The following is an 18,753-nucleotide window of genomic DNA, read 5'->3' on the forward strand; positions in this document are numbered from 1 at the left end:
TCACGCCGCCTCGTCGGCCAGCGCGTCCCCCTCGACCGGGATCGGGACGGCGGTGCTTTCCTCGATCACGGCCTCCTCCTCGGCGTCGAGGCGGTCCCGCTCCGCCTCGCTGAGGCCGAACCGCGACGCGACGTCCGGCGCGTAGCGCAGCATGTCGGGGCGGAGACGGATGAGGGCGAGGTCCTTCGCCTTCGCTTCGATCATCACGTCGAAGTCCCGGTCGGTGATCGACCGCATGAAGCCCATGAACTCGAACGGGTGCACGTAGTCGGCATGGCCGGTCCAGATCGGCGCGACATGCACGGTCTTGGTCTTCTTCGTCTTCTTGTCCTTGCGCTTCAGCTCGCGCAGTTCGGTGCGGGGCGAGGAGAAGTGGATCTTCGGGCGGACGCCCTCGGGCCAGGTGGCGAGGATGCGCCGAACGGTGTCGCCCATGTCGAGGTTGTCGGGGTTGAGGCACAGGAAGTGCTGGTGGTCGAAGATCAGCCGCACGCCGGTGTGTTCGTGGATCCACAGGACGTCGGAAGCGCTGAAGCGGATGTCATCGTGCTCGAGCACCAGGCGGCGGCGCACCGGCTCCGGCATGGTGGGCCAGTTCTCCACCCAACGCGCGTTGCTGGCCGGAATGTCGCCGTAGGTGCCGCCGACGTGGATCACCATCACGGCCTCGGGGCCGAGTTCCATCAGATCGAGCATCTCGGCCTGGCTGGTGAGGTCGGCGACGCTCTTCCGCACCAGCTCCGGGTCGGGGCTGTTCAGCACCACGTATTGCGACGGGTGGAACGACAGGCGCAGCCCCTGCGCCTTGGCCCGCGCCCCGATGGCGGCGAGGTCCGACGCGCTGTCCCGCACCATGGTGTGGAACTGCGGCATGTCGGGATGGGTCGCGTAGGGGGCGAGGTCGGACGACATGCGGTACATGTCGATGCCGTGCTTGCCGAGATAGCCGAAGATCGCGTCGAGGTATTCGAGGCTGACGCGCAGGTGGGGGTCGGCCTGCCAGCGGCGGGTGTCGTTGCTCTTGAGGTCCGGCCGCCCCATCACCTTCACGGGAAAGCCGAGCCGTAGCCGGCCCTCGGGCCGGGGCGGCAGCTCGACATCCTTGCGCTTGCTCGTTCTCGCCATCGTGTCCGCACCCTCGTCCGATGCGGGGCAACCGCCCGCCCGGGCGGGAAGTTGCGGGCGCGAGCGCCGTCGGCTGTGGACGGGTCGTCGCGGGCGGCCGGGCCGGCGTCAGGCGCGGGTCGGCTGCCGGGCCGGCGGGTCTGCGGGGGCCCGCTCCAGCGAACGGTCGTGGCCGAGCGCCAGGACGATGCCGGCGCCGACCAGCGCGCAGGCGGCGAAGAACACCAGCCCCGCCGTCTCGCCCCCGGTCCTGTCCTTGAGGATGCCGAACACCTGCGGGCCGAAATAGCCGCCCAGGTTGCCGATGGAATTGATGGCGGCGATGCCCGCCGCGGCACCCGTGCCCGACAGGAGCGCCGTCGGGAGCGCCCAGAACGAGGCGTAGACGGCGAAGAAACCGAAGCCCGCGATGCACAGGCAGGCCATCTTGGGCGCCGGGTCCGACATCGCGGACGCGGACAGCAGCCCCACGACGATGCACAGGAGCGGGATCACCGTGTGCCACTTCCGCTCACCGGTGCGGTCCGACGACCGGCTCCAGGCGATCATGCCGACCGCCCCGACGAGGTAGGGCACCGCGGTGACGAGCCCGACCTCGAACCCGTTGAGCCCGCCGAAGGCCTTGACGATCTGCGGGAGGAAGAAGCTCAGCCCGTATTGGGGGATGTTCAGCCCCATGTAGACGAAGCCGAAAGCGACCACGCGCGGGTCCACCACGGCCCGGCGCCACGAGATCCTGTGGCGGCTTTCGCGGTTGGCGCGCTCGGCATCGAGCCGAGCCTGCAGCCAGCCGCTTTCCTCGGCGGTGAGCCAGGCGGCGTCGCGCGGGCGATCGGTGAGGTAGGCCAGGACCGCGAAGGCCATGAGGAGCGCCGGCGCCGCCTCGATGAGGAAGACCCATTGCCAGCCGTGCAGGCCGGCGGCGCCGTCGAGCCCGAGGATCAGCCCCGACACGGGCGCGCCGATGATCGTCGAGATCGGGATCGCTGCCATGAACATCGCCACGATGCGGGCGCGGTAGGCCGACGGGAACCACAGCGTGAGGAAGAAGATGATCCCTGGAAAGAAGCCGGCCTCGGCGCAGCCGAGCAGCAGGCGAACGGCGTTGAAGCTCGTTTCCCCGCCCACGAAGGCCTGCGCGCCCGAGATCAGGCCCCAGGTGAACATGATGCGGGCGATCCAGACGCGCGCGCCGAACCGGTCGAGCGCGAGGTTGCTCGGGACCTCGAACAGGAAGTAGGCGATGAAGAAGATGCCGGCCGCGCCGCCGAAGGCGGTCGCCGTCAAGCCGAGGTCGGCCCGCATGGTCGCCCCCGCGAAGCCGACGTTGACCCGGTCGAGGTAGGCGACGAAATAGCAGAGCATCAGGAAGGGCACGAGCCGCCGCGTGACCTTGCTCATCGTGCGCGCCTCCACATCGGCGCGCGCCGTCGTTCCGTCCATGGTTTCCACCCTCCTCGACCTTTCCGGCCGTTGAACGGGATCATACAGGCGCGGCGACGCCGCACCAGACGCCACGGCGCGGTCGTCCGGGATTCGGCGGCTGAGAATCGGGCGCGTCCTCGGACGCGTCGAACCTGGGTCCGAGGTCGCGGCGCATCGGGTGGCCGCCGCCGCCCGGCGCTGCCCGACGCCGACGGGGGGATGACGGTCGTGCGCCCAAGCCGGGGCCGCCCCACGGACACAACGCCGGCCCCCGACGTTGCATGCGGGCGGCGAGCGGATGCCGCGTGGCATGGAGCGCTGCGATGGACCTCGGCTTGACGGGCAGGCGCGTGCTGGTCACGGGCGGGTCGAAGGGGATCGGCCTCGCCTGCGCGGCGGCCTTCCTGGCGGAAGGCTGCTCGGTGGCGATCTGCTCGCGGGTTGCGGACAACGTCGCCGCCGCGGTGACACTCCATCCCGCGCTCAGCGGCTTCACCGCCGATTGCAGCGATGCACGGGATGCCGCCCGCCTCGTGGAGGAGGTGGAGGCCGGGTTGGGGCCGATCGACGTGCTGGTCAATTCCGCCGGCGCGGCGCGCCGCTCGCCCGCCGAGGCCATGACGCCCGAGCACTGGCGCCAAGCGATGGACGCCAAGTTCTTCTCGACGATCTTCGTGGTCGATCCCGCCGTCAAGCGCATGGCGGAGCGCGGCCGCGGCGTGGTGGTCAACGTCATCGGCACCGGCGGAAAGGTCGCGTCCCCCATCCACATCGCCGGCGGGGCCGCCAACGCCGCGCTGATGCTGGCTACGGCAGGCCTCGGCAACGCTTATGCGGCGCGCGGCGTGCGCGTGGTCGGCGTCAGCCCGAGCCTGACCGAAACCACGCGCGTGACGGAGGGCTTCGAGGCCGACGCCGCCGCGCAAGGCGTCGCGCCCGACGAGGCCCGCGCCCGCGCCGTCGCGCGCCTGCCGCTGGGCCGCATGGCGAGCGCCGAAGAGGTCGCCGCCGCCGTGGTGTTCCTGGCCTCCGATCGCGCCGCCTACGTGACCGGCACCACGCTGTCGGTGGACGGGGGGCAGAACCCCGTGGTGCTTTGAGCGGACGCGCGCCGCCGCTCGTGCGGCGTGACCCGCCGAACGGGCCTCGGCATTTCCCCACGGCTGGCGTGAGCGGGCGCGCGCCGGTTCGGGGCATCCGAGCCGGCGCGGCTTGACCGCCGGCCCGCTTCCGCCGTAGCGCGTCCGTCACAACGAGAACACGGACACGACATCATGGCAGGAAACGCGGGGGCGAGCGCCCCCAGGCTCGGCGCGCATGCACGCGCGACGCCGGCCGGAGGCCTCGGGCGCATCGTGCTGGCGAGCCTCGTCGGCACCACCATCGAGTTCTACGATTTCTACATCTACGGCACCGCCGCCGCGCTGGTGATCGGTCAAGCCTTCTTCCCGCAGTCGGCGCCGGGCGCCCAGGCGTTGAACGCCTTCCTGACCTTCGGCATCGCCTTCGTGGCCCGGCCGGTGGGGTCCATCCTGTTCGGCCATTTCGGCGACCGGATCGGGCGCAAGTCAACGCTCGTCGCCTCCATGCTGGTGATGGGGCTGTCGACGACGCTGATCGGCCTGCTGCCCGGCTATGCCACGGCGGGCGCCGTGGCGCCCTGGCTGCTCTGCCTGCTGCGCTTCGGCCAGGGGATCGGCCTGGGCGGCGAATGGGGCGGGGCGGCGCTGCTGGCCACCGAGAACGCGCCGCAGGGTCGCCGCGCCTGGTTCGGCATGTTCCCGCAGCTCGGCCCCCCGCTCGGGTTCCTCCTCGCCAACGGCCTGTTCCTCGGCCTGCTGCTGGGCTTGGGCGAGCCCGTCTTCGTCGCCTGGGCGTGGCGGGTCCCCTTCCTGGTCAGCGCCGCGCTGGTCGCCATCGGCCTCTACCTCCGGGTATCGATGGAAGAAACGCCGGCCTTCGTCGAGGCCCTGCGCCGCGAGCCGCCGGCCCGCGTGCCGCTCGCCGAGGTGCTGGGGCGGCACGCGCTCCCGCTGCTCCAGGGCTCGCTGTCCATCGTGGTCTGCTACGCGCTGTTCTACATCTCCACCGTCTTCGCGCTGGGCTACGGCGTCGGGACCCGGCACATCGCCCGCTCCGACTTCCTCGAGATGCTCTGCGTCGCGGTGGTGTTCATGGCGATCGCCACGCCCGTGTCGGCGGCCCTGGCAGACCGCTTCGGCCGCCGCCCGGTGCTGATGGCGGCGGGCACGCTCGCGGCGCTGTCGGGCTTCCTGATGCCCCGCATGCTCGGCGACGGCAGCCCGGCAGAGGTGCTGCTGTTCCTGTGCATCGAGCTCGGCCTGATGGGGCTCACCTTCGCACCGCTCGGCGCCCTGCTGCCCGAGCTGTTCCCGACGCGGGTGCGCTACACCGGCGCGTCCACGGCCTACAACCTCGGCGGCATCCTCGGCGCCTCCCTCGCCCCCTTCGCGGCGCAGCTGCTGCTGGAGCGGGGCGGCCTCGCCTGGGTCGGCGGCTACATCACCGCGGCGGGCATCGTCAGCGTCCTGGCGGTCGCGAGCATGCGGGAAACCGGCCGGGGGTGAAGGCTCGACGCGTTATAGCCGATAGGATATAACGTCTGGGCGCCGCCGCTCGGGCCGCGTCGATCCGCGAGCCCCCGATGCTGCGACCAGCCCTTCCGCTCCTGCGCGGCGTCGCCGCCGCCGCGGTCTTCGTCCTCGCAATCGGCGCCGCGGCCGAAGCCGCGCCGGTGAAGGTCTACGCGGCGGGCAGCCTGTCGAGCGCCATGGCGGCGCTGATCGAGGCCGCGGGCGAGCCGCCGGGCGCCTTCGCGGCGCCCGTCTACGGGCCCGCCGGCCTGCTCGCGGACCGCCTGTCCAGGGGCGAGACGGCGGATCTGTTCGCCTCGGCCGACATCGCGGCGCCGGAGCGCCTCGCCGCCGCGCGGCCCGACGCCTTGGTGGTGACCTTCGTCAAGAACCGCATGTGCGTCGCCGCCAAGGCCGCCGTGGGGCTGACGGAGACCGGCATGCTCGACAGGATGCTGTCGCCCGACCTGCGGCTCGCCACCTCGACGCCCGGCAACGACCCGGGCGGCGACTACGCGCTCGCGGTCTTCAAGCGGGCCGAAGCGCTCCGTCCCGGCGCCGAGAAGGCGCTGACCGGCAAGATGCTGACCCTCGTCGGCGGTCCGACCACGATGGTGCCGATCGCGGGCAAGAGCCCCGGCGCCTCCATCTTCCTCGGCGATCATGCCGACCTGTTCCTGTACTACTGCTCGTCGGCCGCGGCGCTGCTGAAGGAAGTGCCGGACCTCACCAACCTGCCCCTGCCCGACAGCCTGGAGGTCCACCCCGTCTACGCCATGGCGGTGCTGTCGCGGGAGCCGGCGGCCGAGCGGTTCGCGCTGTTCGTGCTGTCGTCGAAGGGCCAGGCGATCCTCGGGCGGTTCGGCTTCACCCCCCTCGCCGCCGCGCCCTGACCCGGCTCGACGCCCGCGGACCGGCGGGGCCGCGGGCGTCCGCTCACGCCATGTTGTTGGCGCTGTCGCCGGCGGTCGCGTCGTAGGCGGCGCCCGACACCATGCGGGCCTCGTCCGACGCCAGGAACAGCACCACGGGGGCGATGTCGTCGGGCGAGATGTAGGGCACGCCGAGCGGCGACTTCTCGGTCAGCTTCTTCGTCGCCTCGGCTTCCAGCTCCTCGGTCGGCTCGTCGCTCTTCAGATCGCCGACCGCCTGGGCGTAGCGGCTGCGGTGGCGCGTGAGCGGCGTGTCGATGAGGCCGGGCACGACGGAGTTCACTGTGATCCCGTGCGGGCCCAGTTCCAGCGCGGCCGACTTCATCAAGCCCAGGATGCCCCATTTCGACGCCGAATAGCTGGCGCCGAACTTGGTGCCGTGCTGCCCCTGCGTCGACGACGTCAGGATGATGCGACCGCCGCCGCGCTTGACGATGTGGGGCGCCACGGCCCTGAGCGCGTTGGCGGTGCCGGTGAGGTTAACGTCGATCTGGTCGTGCCAGTCGGCGTCCTCCATCTCGAGCAGCGGCTTGAAGTCCTGGATGCCGGCGTTGGCGAACAGGATGTCGATGCCGCCGAAGGTCTGCACGGCAGCCTCGGCCGCCGCCCGCAGCGCGCCGATGTCGCGCTGGTCCAGCGTTCGGGCCAGCCAACGCCCACCTTCCGCCTCGACGAGCCGCCCCGTCTCGGCGAGCTCGTCCGCGCTCGCCGGCTCCACCGTGATGGCCGACGACACCGGACCGGCGATGTCGATCCCCACCACGGCCGCGCCTTCGCGTGCGAAGAGCACGGCGGTCGAGCGCCCGATGCCGCGCGCCGCGCCGGTGATGATGGCCACCTTGCCCTCAAGGCGCCCCAAACCCTTGCCCATCGCCCTGTCTCCCCTGTCGGCGCGACAATGAGCGAGCGCTCAGAAGAGTTGCCGGCCGGCGCGGGTCCTGCCTCGGCGGACACACGCCGACGAGGCGACGGCGCGTGGGCGGACCCTACCGCGTGACGCCCGGCACATGCGTGGTCATCAGCCCGAAGCCGGCATGGGTGGCGACCACGGGCAGCAGCCGCTCCAGCGCGTGCAGCATCGTGCCGTCGATCGGCACGGGCTCGTCCGGATAGTCCGCCCAGCCGAGGCCGAGGTCGAACAGCGGCTTCAGCGCCGCCGGCCGGGCCCAGAACATCGTGCCGATGGGGAAGTCGATGGAGCGCGGGACCTCCATCGCGGGGTCCATCCGGCGGGCGAGGCCCGTCGCGATCTCGCGGTCGAGGCTCCAGCCGGTGAGATTCGGGTCCTCGGGGAACACGAGCCCGAGCCGGTCGTCCTCGGCGAAGCGGTCGAGCACGAGGTCCGCCACGGGGAAGCGATCGCCGATCAGGTGCTGCATCAGGAAGGCATGCCAGCGCACGCCGAGGTCGAGGCTCAGCCCGACGCCCGTCAGCGCCAGGCTGCGCTTGCCGTGCAGGTGGCCGAACACGTCGTAACCCTGCAGCGCGTCAGCGAAGCGCGTCAGCATGGGGCCGACGTCGCGCCCGCGGTTCGGGCAGGCCTCGACCACGACCCTGCCCTGGCCGTAGGGGGCGAACCGCGCGCGAAGCTCCTCCGCCTTGGGCTCCGACGTCGTCGACACGAAGAGGTCGAGCCGCGCCGCGTTGGCGGCGAGGGCCGCCAGCATGTCCCCGGCCAGCTCGGGATAGTGGAGGTGGATGTGCAGCGCCGCCCGCAGCCCGCTCCCCCGCCCCGTCGCCGCCGCCTCGCCCGGCACCAGGACGGGATGCGACCAGGGACCGGCCGGCTTGCCGGCACGGATCCATTGCGCCAGCGGGTTCGGGAAGGGCGTGGCGTCGAGCGCGGGGTGGTGATCGGCATAGACCTGCGGCACGAAGCCCAGCGCGGGCCGGCGGCAGTATTGATTCGCTTCCTGACCCGAAGCCGCCTTGCGGACGTGCAGGCGCACCGCTTCTTCGCGGGTGAAATGCTCGTGCGGGTTCTGCCACAGGTCGGCGCGGAACGTGTCGTCGCCGAGCAGCAGCGCGACGTCGTCACGCTCCTGGGCGGCGATCTGCTTCGCCTCGGCGACGAGCGGCATCAGGCGCTCGGTGTAGCGCGCCATGGGGAAGTCGCGGTCGCCGCGCTCGCGGAGCACGTTTCCCAGCTCGCGCCGCAGCGCCGGATCCCGCGCGAGTCCGGCGAGAACGCCCCCCGCCGCGTCGGCGTCGAGGTACGGCACGGACAAGCTCGCGGTCCGCGGGTCTTCGGCCAGCCAATCGGCGAAGCCGTTCGCTTCGGCGAAGCACACCGGCGGCACGCCCGCCAGCGCGGCGTCCATGGCGACGTTGGGGAACGGGTCGAGCCGCGACGAGATCATGGCGGCGTCGGCGGCCGCATAGGCGCCCGCGAGGTCGTCGACGGCGTCGAGGAAGACGAGGTCGGCGCCCAGGCCCGAGCGCTTCACTTGGTCGGCGAGCCAGTCGCCGAACATGCCTTCGGGCGGAACCGCCGGGGTGTGGCCGATCCAAACGAAGCGCATCGTGCCCGGCCCGAGCCGGCGCGCCGCCGCCATGGCGCAGGACACGAACAGGTCCGGCCCCTTGCGCATCGACACCGTGCCGAGGCCCAGCACCACGGGTTTGGTGCCGTCGCCCCGCACGGCGCGGAACACGGCGTCGCGCTTGGCCGCCAGGGCTTCGGGCAGGAGCACGGGCGCCCGGGGGTCGGGCGGCACCTCGGAGGCGCCCTGGTGAAAGACGTGGCTGTTGCGGGTCGTGATGCCGGGCCAGCAGGCGAGCGCCGCCTCGTGCTGGCTGCGGGCGTCGAACACGATCTGACCCGACAGCATCATGCCGCTCTGCATCCGCGCTTCGGATTCCGGGCCGGTCGGATATTCGTGCACGAGCGTCACGGCCGGCACGCCCGCGGCGGCGAGGCCGATCAGCAGCCATTGGCACTCGATCGAGTTGCAGATTGCGAAGTCGATCGGGTGCTGGGCCGTCAGCTCCCGCACGGCGCGCGCCATGTAGAACCAGGTGAGCTGCGCCTTGCGGAACGGGCCCACCACGAGGGTCGCCTCCTCGACGAAGATGTCGAGGAGGTCGCCGACGGGGTTCAGCACCGCGACGACGAGGTTGTGGTCGCGGTTCAGTTGGCGGGCGAGGTTCCAGCCCAGGATCGGTGCGCCGGTGCGGCTCGCCTCGTGGCAGGCGAGCAGGACGGTCTTCTTGGCGGGATCGAAGGCGCGGCGGCCCGGTCGCACATGGGGGGCGATGTCGAAGGTGGCGGCGCGCCCTTCCGCACGGCCGTAGCGGGCGTAGTGGACGAGGAGGCCCATGCCGGCCGCCGCGACCTCCCGGTGGATGTCGGCATAGACGGCGGGGTCGAAGTCCGCGTTCGGCCGGATGCCGCGGCCTTCGCCGACCTCCGCGTAATGCTCGGCCGCTTCCAGGTCTCCCACGGCGCCGAGCGCCGCCGCGGCGCGGTAGAAGGCGGCGTCGAAGAGGCCCGTGTCGAGCACCGACTGGCCGGGGCCCGGGCCGGCACGGTGCTGGCCCGCGGCGCCGCGGGCCGACGCCTCGTGGCGGCCGCCGCCGGCGCGGCGGTGGCGCAGCGAGTCCACCACCCGGCGCACGGGGCGGGTCACCCGCCAGGACGCCGAGCCCAGCATGGCCGAGAGGCGGCCCGACAGGGCGCGGTTCTCGTCCTCCAGCGCGGCGACGCGCGCCGCGAGCTTCCGGTTCTCCCAGGCGGCGTCGCCCATGCCGGCCGGGCGGCCGTCGTCACTCGTATCGTCGGCCATGGCGCCCTTCGTGGAATGATCGGGAAACGGCAGCCTCGATCAGGGCTGGCCGTTCTGCATCCTGAGCAGCCCCTTCGCGACCCGTGTCGTCCCTGGACCGCCTCGGCATGGGAGGAGACGAGCGGGCGGAAGGGGCCCGTGCGCCGAGCGCCCGTGCGCTGCGACGCGGGCGCTCGGCGCGCCGCTCAGGCCGCGGGAGGAGACAGGGCCCGGTCCGGCCTCGTCAGCCGGCGAGCAGCTTCAGCGCCGCCTCATGGACGCGCGGATCGCCCGCCGCCACGACGGCACCGCCGCCCTGCGCTTCGTCGCCCGACCAGGTCGTGACGACCCCGCCCGCGCCCTTGACGATGGGGATCAGCGCCGCGATGTCGTAGGGCTGGAGCCCGCTCTCGATCACGAGGTCGACGTGGCCGGCCGCCACCATGCAGTAGCTGTAGCAGTCGCCGCCGAAGCGCACGAGCTTGGCCTCGGAGGCGACCCGCTCGAACCGGGCGCGCTCGCCCGGCTCCATCAGGGCGGGGCTGGTCGTCATCACCGTCGCGTCGGCGAGCGCCGGGCAGTCCCGCGTGCGCAGGTGGTGGACGATCTCGGTGCCGTGGGCGTTGCGCCCCGCCCAGGTGGCGCGAGCGTTGTCGCCGAAGAACTTCTCGCGCGTGAAGGGCTGGTGCATCACGCCGTAGACCGGCACGCCCCGGTGCTCCAGCGCCACCAGCGTCCCCCAGGTCGGGAAGCCCGAGATGAAGCTCTTGGTGCCGTCGATGGGGTCGAGCACCCACACGTATTCGGCGTCGGGCTGGTGGTCGCCGAACTCCTCGCCCACGATGCCGTGGGCCGGGAAGGTCGACTGGATGAGCCGGCGCATGGCGGTCTCGGCCGCGCGGTCGGCTTCCGTCACGGGGTCGAACTGGCCGCGCGCGCCCTTGTCCTGCGCCTGCAGGGCTGTGCGGAAGAACGGCAGGATGGCGTCGCCGGCGACGGTCGCGAGTTCGGCGACGAAGGGTTCGAAATCGACGATCGTCATCGGGGCTCCTCGGGACGGGCCGAACGGGCGGCGGGCGCCCTTCCTACCACCCGGCCCGCGACGGCTCCAGAGCCTGACATCCGGGCCGGAAGCGCGTGCGTGGGGATGGTCGGGGCTCTGGTCCGACATTTTCGCCGAAACCCCTTGCCTTTGTGCAGCGCACATGGCACATGTTGCAGCGCGGCAGAGATGCCGTATGCCCTTCTTGGGCGTTTCCTCCCTAGACTTGGGCCGCTCGCCGAAAGGCTGAGCGGCCTCTTTCTTGTGGGGGGTCGGGGCTATTCCGCCGCCATGCGCTCCGGGCCGCCGCTCGCCGCCGCGACCTCCGAGACGGCCGCCACCACGGCGTGGAGGTGGCGCGACAGCGCGTCGAAGCCTTCGGCCCGCGCCATGGCCTTCTCGTCCATGTAGAGGCCGCGGTTGATCTCGATCTGCAGGGCGTGGAAGCCGCTGGCCGGCCGGCCGTAATGTTCCGTGATGAAGCCGCCCGCATAGGGCTTGTTGCGCTCGACCACGTAGCCCAGGCTGCGCAGCGTCCCCTCGGCGACGTCGATGAAGCGCCGGGCGCAGCTCGTGCCGTAGCGGTCCCCGAGCACGAAGTCGGCCTTGGTCCTCTCGTCGCGCCACGTCGCCGGGTCCGCCGTGCCGGTGACCGAGGAGGACGGCATGGAGTGGCAATCGACCAGCACCGCCAGGCCGAAGCGGCGGAGCGCGCGATTCAGCAGATCCTGCAGGGCCGCGTGGTAGGGCTTGTGCAGTTCGTCGATGCGCCGCAACCCTTCCTCGACGGGGAGGCGCTTGGCGTAGATCTCCTGGCTGTCTCCGACCACGCGAGCGATGGTGCCGAGCCCGCCCGCCACCCGCACCGAGCGCGTGTTGACATAGGCGGGGAGCCGCCCGTCGAACATGCGCGGGTCGAGCTCGTAGGGTTCGCGGTTGAGGTCGAGATAGGCGCGGGGGAAATGCGCCCGCAGCAGCGGCAAGCCCAAGGACACCGCCGGCTCGAACAGGTCGTCGACGAACGCGTCCTCGGACCGGCGCAGCGTCGCGGGGTCGAGGCGGGCGCTGCGCAGGAAGCGCTCGGGATAGACCCGGCCGGAATGGGGCGACGACAGGACGACCGGGCTCGTCAGCGCCGGAGGCTCGATCACCTCGAAGGGGGGATCGAACTCCGCACCTGCCGGGCCCGCCCCGTCGCCGCCGTCCGCACCCGTCCGCGCCATCCGCCGCCCTCGTCGTCCCACGGCCGCACTCTGCCCAAGGGCCGTCCCGCTGTCCACGCCGAAGGGCGGCGGCCGGCCCATCGGCCCATCCGCGGGGCGGGACTCGGCCGGGCCCGGCCGATTGACGGCTTTTTCATGCCCCGGTGCCACGATCCGGTCGAACCCCGGGTCATGCCCAGGCCGCAGGGGCGAAGCCGGCGTTGGTTTTACCGCGCGTTAACCATTATATGCACTGGTGGTTAACGTCGGACCGCGGTGCCCGGGGAAGTCGAGGAAGGGATGATGGACGCAGACGCCGACCAGGCCACGAAGATCCTGCTCGCCGAAGACGACAACGACATGCGTCGTTTTCTCGTCAAGGCCCTGCAGAACGCCGGATTCGTGGTGACCTCCTTCGACAACGGACTGTCGGCCTATCACAGGCTGAGGGAGGAGCCCTTCGAGCTCCTGCTCACCGATATCGTGATGCCGGAGATGGACGGCATCGAGCTGGCGCGCCGGGCCACCGAGCTCGACCCCGACATCAAGGTCATGTTCATCACCGGCTTCGCCGCCGTGGCGCTGAACCCCGACAACAACGCCCCCCGCGAAGCCAAGATCCTGTCGAAGCCCTTCCACCTGAAGGACCTCGTCGGCGAAGTGCAGCGGCTGCTGGCGGCCTGACCCGGCTCGCCCCCGACCGCGGGCAAAGCGCCCGCGGTTCCGATCGCGTCAGGCGGCCCCGGCCAGGGCTTCCGGGCTCGCGGGGGTGATCGCGACGCTTTCGCCGCAACCGCAGGCGGAGGTCTGGTTCGGGTTCTGGAACACGAAGCCCGACGACAGCTTGTCGGCCTTGAAGTCCATCTCGGTGCCGAGCAGGAACAGCACGGCCTTGGGGTCGATCAGGATGCGGACGCCCTTGTCCTCGATCACCTCGTCGGCCGGCGCCGCGGCTTCGGCCATCTCCATCGTATAGGACATGCCGGCGCATCCGCCGTTCTTGACGCCGACGCGCAGGCCGAAGGGCCGCGACGCCGCCCCGTCCATGATCTCCTGCACGCGCGACGCCGCCGCCTCGGTCAGCGACATCACCTGAAAACGTTTCCTGGCAGCCATCGAACTCTCTCCCACCGGCGGTGACGCTCGGGGCACCGCCTTCATGTAGCGGCTCGCCCCCGGATCCGAAAGGCCGTCACGGGATCCGCACGGGCTCGCCGTCGGGCGCGGCGTCGGCGCCGTCCGCATCGTCGCCGCCGGGGCGTGCGCGGAGCTTGGCGCGGGCGACCGGCCCGGGCGACCAGGGCCGGTCCTCGCCGGGGGCGCGCGCGTCCCGCCGCGCCCATCCGCCGCCGGTCCGGCGCAGCGCCACGGCGCCGCTCCGCTCCAGCGCGATGCGGTCGAGCACGAGGGCGGACGCGCAGGGCACGGGAGCGACGAGCGGCGTCACCACCAGCACGGCGCGCCGGCAATCCTCCGCGAAGGCGGCGGCGTCCGTCACCAGCGCCACGGCGCCGCCGCCCGGCAGCGGCGCCGTGCACCCGACCCTGTCGCAGCGCGCGCCGGGCAGCACCAGCGCGGCCTTGCCCAGCGCGTCGGGGTCGCGCGGGTCGCCGTCGGCGCGCAGCCATTGCTCGGCGGTGAAGGCCGAAGCCTTGCCGAGCGTGCCGAGGCGCCCGTCCGCGCCCCGGATCGCCACCGCGTCCCCGGTCGGCGCCACGGTCACGTCGTCGCGCGGGCCCCACGCCGCGCCGGCCAGCCCGAGCGCGAGGAACGGCACGGCGGTCAGCCGCAGCAGGGCCGTGCGCCAGATCACCACGGACAGCAGCGCCAGCGCGAGCCACGGCAGCGCCCAGGGCGCGAAGTTCGGCAGGTGGACGGTCGACATCGGGGCGGCGCCGAGCTTCCCGGCCACCCACATCACCGCGCGGATGCCCCAGGCCACCCAGTGCCACACCGGCGCGTCGAGGCCGAGCGGGTAGAGCACGGTGCCGAGCAGCGCGCCCGGCACGGCGAAGAACTCGATCATCGCCAGGGTCAGCGGGTTTCCGACGAACACGTAGGGGCTGAGCTCGTGGAACTCCGCCGCCATGAACGAGGCCGTCGCCAGGGTCGCGAAGACCGTGGCGCCGAGGAGGTGCACGATCCCCTGCCCCGCCCTGCCGGCACGGCCGCGCCAGGGCGGGGCCTTCGCGGCGCGCGGCCCGGGCCGGCGGCGGTCGGGCTCCGCGAAGAGGTCGTCGGGCGCTCGGCGCATCCGCGCTTCCTGCACGGCGATCAGCGCCGACACCGCCGCGAAGGACAGCTGGAAACTCGCGCCCGCCACTTGCTCGGGCTCGATGGCGATCACGGCGAGCGCCGCGAAGCCGAGGTTGCGCATCGTCAGCGCGCGGCGGCCGACCAGAACGGCGACGAGCATGATCGACGTCATGAACAGCGCCCGCTGCGTTCCGACCCGCGACCCCGTGCCGATGTCGTAGAACACGGCGCCCACGAGCGCGACGAGCGCCGCCCAGGACTTGATGGGGTAGCGCAGGGCCAGCGTCGGGCTCGCCGCCAGGGCGCGGCGCGCCAGCCCGAACACCAAGCCCGCCACCAGCGTCATCTGCACGCCCGCGATGGTGATGATGTGGAAGATGCCGGCTTCGCGGATGACTTCGCGCCCGTTCGCGGACAGCAGGTCGCGCTTGCCCGTCACCATGGCGGCCGCGATGGCGCCGACGTCGCCGTCGCCCACCACGGCGCTGACGCGCATCGCCAGGGCGTTGCGGGCGCGGTCCACCGCGCGATGGAGCCGCGCGACGGCGCCGGCATCCGCCGCGGCCGGGGCGGGGGCGATCCGGCCCAGCGCGGAACCGACGGCGCCGATCCCGGAAAAGTAGGCGTCGCGGGCGAAATCGTAGCCGTCGGGCGCGGCGGCGTGGGACGGCGGCAGCAGCCGCGCCGTGACGGCGACCGACGCCCCGGCGGCGATGTCGCCCGGCCGCTTGGTCGTCAGCCTGACCCGGCGCGGCACGTGGGCGGCGTCGAGCCCGTCGGCGCCCGTGACGGCCAGGAGGATGCGCGCGCCGGCGGGGCGCAGGTCCACCTCCTCCACCGTCCCGGTGAGCTTGGCGATGCGGACCCGGTCGAGCATCGGCGTGGCGACCGATCGCGCCCGCAGTTCCGCCGACACGAAGCCGCCCACCAGGGCGAACAGCGCCAGGGCGGCGCCGAGCGGGACCGGGCGCCCCCGCAGGGCCACGCAGCCGAGGGCCGCCAGGGCGAGGAGCAGGAGGGGCAGCCACAGGACGGGCTCGCGGTCCGCGGCGAGGTACAGGAACACGCCGGCGCCGGCCGTGACGGGAAGCCACAGGAAGGGACGGCGCTCGTCCCACTCCTCCGCCCAGGCCCGCGACGGCGACAGGCCGCCGATGCGCGCCGACACTGCCGACGCGCGGCGCGGCCAGGCGGCCTGGAGGGCGTCGCCGGCCCTCCCTCCCCGGAACGCGTTCGGCACGGCGCCTCCCCGCCCTTGGTGGGATCGCATCCTTCATGTTAGAGCGCAGCCGCCCCGGCAAGGGCTCGGGCCCGCCGGTTCCCCTTCCGTTCCAACTATAAGTTGCTTCTCGCCATGCCCGAGCCCGTGATCACGCGCTTCGCGCCGTCGCCGACGGGCTTTCTCCACATCGGCGGGGCCCGCACGGCCCTGTTCAATTGGCTCTACGCCCGCCGGAACGGCGGCACGATGCTGCTCCGCATCGAGGACACCGACCGCGAGCGCTCGACCGAGGCCGCCATCGACGCGATCCTGGACGGGCTGAAGTGGCTCGGCCTCGATTGGGACGGCGACGTCGTGTACCAGGCCAGCCGGGCCGACCGGCACCGCGACGCCGTCGAGACGCTCCTGGCGCAGGGCCGCGCCTATCGCTGCTACGCGACCCCGGCCGAGCTCGACGCGATGCGCGACCTCGCCCGCGCGGAGAAGCGGCCTCCCCGCTACGACGGCCGCTGGCGCGACCGCGACCCGGCGGAAGCGCCGGCCGGCGTGAAGCCGGTCGTGCGTCTGCGCGCCCCCCAGGACGGCTCGACGGTGCTGCACGACGGCGTGCAGGGCACCGTCACCTGGGCCAACAAGGACCTCGACGACCTCGTGCTGCTGCGCTCGGACGGCTCGCCGACCTACATGCTGGCGGTGGTGGTCGACGACCACGACATGGGGGTGACGCAGATCATCCGCGGCGACGACCACCTGACCAACGCGGCCCGGCAGATGCAGATCTACGAGGCGCTGGGCTGGTCCGTCCCCGCCATGGCGCACATCCCGCTGATCCACGGGGCCGACGGGGCGAAGCTGTCGAAGCGCCACGGCGCGCTCGGCGTCGAGCAGTACCGCGCCATGGGCTACCTGCCCGAAGCGCTGCGCAACTACCTGCTGCGCCTGGGCTGGAGCCAGGGCGACCGCGAGTTCTTCTCGACCGACGAGATGGTGGCGGCCTTCGCGCTGGACGGCGTCGGGCGCTCGCCGTCGCGCTTCGACTTCGCGAAGCTCGAGAACATGGACGGTCACTACATCCGCGCCGCCGACGACGCCCACCTCGTGGACGCGCTCGCCGCCACCCTGCCCCACCTGCCGGGCGGCGAGGCGGTGCTGGCCAAGCTCGACGGCGAGATGCGGGCGAAGCTGCTCGCCGCCATGCCGGGGCTGAAGGAGCGCGCCAAGACGCTGGTGGAGCTGCTCGACGGCGCCCTGTTCCTGTTCGCCGACCGGCCGCTCGCCATGGACGCCAAGGCGGGCGACATCCTCGCCAAGGGGGCGGGCGTGCTGCGCGGGCTGCTGCCCCGCCTCGAAGCCCTGCCCGAATGGAGCGCCGCCTCGACGGAGGGCGCGGTGCGGGCCGAGGCGGAAGCCACCGGCGCCAAGCTCGGCCAGGTGGCGCAGCCGCTGCGGGCGGCCCTGACGGGCCGCTCGACCTCGCCCGGCATCTTCGACGTGCTCGAGGTGCTGGGGCGCGACGAAAGCCTGGGGCGGCTTCGCGATGCGGCCGGCGCCGCGGCGTGATGCGCCGTGCGCGCCCCGCCCCCTCCGGCGGCACAGCTTGACGGCAACTGCCGATGATTTAGCTTTGGTGCAACGCACAAGGCCACCCGGGGCCTCACGCGAATCGTCCCCTCCGGCCTGCCATTCCCTTCGCTGAGGCTCCCCTCCATGACGCAGAACCCTGGCAAATTGCTGGTCGACAACAAGGCGATCGACCTCCCCATGAAGGAGGGGACCATCGGGCCGTCCGTGGTCGACATCGGCAAGATGTACGCCCAGACCGGCCTGTTCACCTACGACCCCGGCTTCACCTCCACGGCGAGCTGCGAGTCCAAGATCACCTACATCGACGGCGACGAGGGCGTGCTGCTGTACCGCGGCTACCCGATCGAGCAGCTGGCGGAACATGGCGACTTCCTCGAAAGCTGCTACCTGCTGCTCTACGGGGAGCTACCCACCAAGGCCCAGAAGGCCGAGTTCGACTACACCGTCACGCGCCACACGATGGTGCACGAGCAGATGGCACGCTTCTTCGCGGGCTTCCGGCGCGACGCCCATCCCATGGCGGTGATGACGGGCTGCGTCGGCGCCCTGTCGGCCTTCTACCACGACTCGACCGACATCTCGGACCCGAACCAGCGGATGGTCGCCTCGATCCGCCTGATCTCCAAGATGCCGACCCTGGCCGCCATGGCCTACAAGTACACGATCGGCCAGCCGTTCGTTTACCCCAAGAACGACCTCGACTTCACGTCGAACTTCCTGCGCATGTGCTTCGCCGTGCCGTGCGAGGAGTACAAGGTCAACCCGGTGCTGTCGCGCGCGCTCGACCGCATCTTCATCCTGCACGCCGACCACGAGCAGAACGCCTCGACGTCGACGGTGCGGCTCGCCGGCTCCTCGGGCGCCAACCCCTTCGCCTGCATCGCGGCCGGCATCGCCTGCCTGTGGGGACCGGCGCACGGCGGCGCCAACGAGGCGGCGCTGAAGATGCTCGCCGAGATCGGCACGGTCGACCGCATCCCGGAATACGTCGCCCGCGCCAAGGACAAGAACGACCCGTTCCGGCTGATGGGCTTCGGCCACCGCGTCTACAAGAACTATGATCCCCGCGCCAAGATCATGCAGAAGACCTGCCACGAGGTCCTCAGCGAGATGGGCATCAAGGACGATCCGCTGCTCGACGTCGCCGTCGAGCTCGAGCGCATCGCCCTGTCGGACGAGTATTTCATCGAAAAGAAGCTCTACCCCAACGTCGACTTCTACTCGGGCATCACCCTGAAGGCTCTGGGCTTCCCGGTGTCGATGTTCACGGTGCTGTTCGCCGTCGCCCGCACGGTGGGGTGGATCTCCCAGTGGAAGGAGATGATCGAGGATCCGGGCCAGCGCATCGGCCGGCCCCGCCAGCTCTACACGGGCTACGCCGCCCGCGATTACGGCCCGATCAGCGAGCGCTGAAGCCGGCACCTCATCCCTGCCCCTCGCCGCCACGGGACGATCGCGTCCCGGACCGGCGAGACCCGGCGTCCTTCTCCCCTCCCGGGAAAAGGGTGCCGGCAGGGGGGCGGTGATTTCGCGGGGCGCCCCTCGTCCGGCGCGTCGCGCCACCTTATCCCCGAAGGGGACAGGGTCGGAATTCGTCGGTCGCGGGG

General features: G+C 72.1%; 14 protein-coding genes. 6 read left to right on the forward strand and 8 right to left on the reverse strand.

Going from position 1 to position 18,753, the window contains the following annotated elements; all coding sequences use genetic code 11:
• Both uvsE and D3273_RS13085 read right to left on the reverse strand, forming a co-directional pair.
• Positions 1-1,125 carry a UV DNA damage repair endonuclease UvsE gene (uvsE, locus tag D3273_RS13080; protein ID WP_129227223.1) on the reverse strand — a complete coding sequence of 375 codons (1,125 nt, stop codon included), beginning with the start codon at positions 1,123-1,125 and terminating at the stop codon, positions 1-3.
• A 108-nt stretch (positions 1,126-1,233) separates the two neighbouring features.
• On the reverse strand, positions 1,234-2,526 hold the full coding sequence (locus D3273_RS13085) for an MFS transporter (protein ID WP_129227225.1): 1,293 nt from the start codon (positions 2,524-2,526) through the stop codon (positions 1,234-1,236).
• Between the two features lie 347 nt (positions 2,527-2,873).
• Here D3273_RS13085 and D3273_RS13090 point away from each other — a divergent pair, with 347 nt between their 5' ends.
• The 3 genes from D3273_RS13090 (at position 2,874) to D3273_RS13100 (ending at position 6,037) form a co-directional block, all read left to right on the forward strand.
• Positions 2,874-3,650: an SDR family oxidoreductase gene (locus D3273_RS13090; RefSeq protein WP_129227227.1), complete on the forward strand. Its 777-nt coding sequence runs from the start codon at positions 2,874-2,876 to the stop codon at positions 3,648-3,650.
• Positions 3,651-3,824: 174 nt separating this feature from the next.
• On the forward strand, positions 3,825-5,138 hold the full coding sequence (locus D3273_RS13095) for an MFS transporter (protein WP_129227229.1): 1,314 nt from the start codon (positions 3,825-3,827) through the stop codon (positions 5,136-5,138).
• Between the two features lie 77 nt (positions 5,139-5,215).
• Positions 5,216-6,037 carry a substrate-binding domain-containing protein gene (locus D3273_RS13100; protein ID WP_129227231.1) on the forward strand — a complete coding sequence of 274 codons (822 nt, stop codon included), beginning with the start codon at positions 5,216-5,218 and terminating at the stop codon, positions 6,035-6,037.
• Positions 6,038-6,080: 43 nt separating this feature from the next.
• On the opposite strand, the gene D3273_RS13105 is transcribed toward D3273_RS13100, so the two are convergent.
• From D3273_RS13105 to D3273_RS13120, 4 genes are all read right to left on the reverse strand, one after another.
• The gene (locus D3273_RS13105) at positions 6,081-6,947 is read right to left on the reverse strand and encodes a mycofactocin-coupled SDR family oxidoreductase (RefSeq protein ID WP_129227233.1); all 867 of its coding nucleotides are present in this window, start codon (positions 6,945-6,947) and stop codon (positions 6,081-6,083) included.
• A 115-nt stretch (positions 6,948-7,062) separates the two neighbouring features.
• Positions 7,063-9,861 (reverse strand): rhamnan synthesis F family protein, encoded by a 2,799-nt coding sequence (locus tag D3273_RS13110; protein WP_129227235.1) that lies wholly within the window; start codon positions 9,859-9,861, stop codon positions 7,063-7,065.
• 223 nt (positions 9,862-10,084) lie between these two features.
• The gene (gene hisN, locus D3273_RS13115; protein WP_129227237.1) at positions 10,085-10,882 is read right to left on the reverse strand and encodes a histidinol-phosphatase; all 798 of its coding nucleotides are present in this window, start codon (positions 10,880-10,882) and stop codon (positions 10,085-10,087) included.
• 278 nt (positions 10,883-11,160) lie between these two features.
• On the reverse strand, positions 11,161-12,105 hold the full coding sequence (locus D3273_RS13120) for an N-formylglutamate amidohydrolase (RefSeq protein ID WP_129227239.1): 945 nt from the start codon (positions 12,103-12,105) through the stop codon (positions 11,161-11,163).
• Positions 12,106-12,387: 282 nt separating this feature from the next.
• Between D3273_RS13120 and cpdR the strand changes: the two genes are divergently transcribed.
• Positions 12,388-12,768, forward strand: coding sequence for a cell cycle two-component system response regulator CpdR (gene cpdR, locus D3273_RS13125; RefSeq protein WP_129227240.1), 381 nt, complete (start codon positions 12,388-12,390; stop codon positions 12,766-12,768).
• A gap of 48 nt (positions 12,769-12,816) precedes the next feature.
• Here cpdR and D3273_RS13130 read toward each other — a convergent pair whose 3' ends face one another.
• Both D3273_RS13130 and D3273_RS13135 read right to left on the reverse strand, forming a co-directional pair.
• Positions 12,817-13,200: a HesB/IscA family protein gene (locus tag D3273_RS13130; protein ID WP_245501149.1), complete on the reverse strand. Its 384-nt coding sequence runs from the start codon at positions 13,198-13,200 to the stop codon at positions 12,817-12,819.
• A 76-nt stretch (positions 13,201-13,276) separates the two neighbouring features.
• Positions 13,277-15,580 carry a ComEC/Rec2 family competence protein gene (locus D3273_RS13135; RefSeq protein ID WP_165359481.1) on the reverse strand — a complete coding sequence of 768 codons (2,304 nt, stop codon included), beginning with the start codon at positions 15,578-15,580 and terminating at the stop codon, positions 13,277-13,279.
• Positions 15,581-15,694: 114 nt separating this feature from the next.
• Between D3273_RS13135 and gltX the strand changes: the two genes are divergently transcribed.
• Together gltX and gltA are read left to right on the forward strand one after the other, a co-directional pair.
• Positions 15,695-17,122 carry a glutamate--tRNA ligase gene (gltX, locus tag D3273_RS13140; protein WP_129227244.1) on the forward strand — a complete coding sequence of 476 codons (1,428 nt, stop codon included), beginning with the start codon at positions 15,695-15,697 and terminating at the stop codon, positions 17,120-17,122.
• A 147-nt stretch (positions 17,123-17,269) separates the two neighbouring features.
• Positions 17,270-18,559, forward strand: coding sequence for a citrate synthase (gene gltA, locus D3273_RS13145; RefSeq protein WP_129227246.1), 1,290 nt, complete (start codon positions 17,270-17,272; stop codon positions 18,557-18,559).
• Positions 18,560-18,753: the final 194 nt, after the last annotated feature.

It is taken from the genome of Lichenibacterium minor (genome assembly GCF_004137685.1).
Lineage (GTDB): Bacteria > Pseudomonadota > Alphaproteobacteria > Rhizobiales > Beijerinckiaceae > Lichenihabitans > Lichenihabitans minor.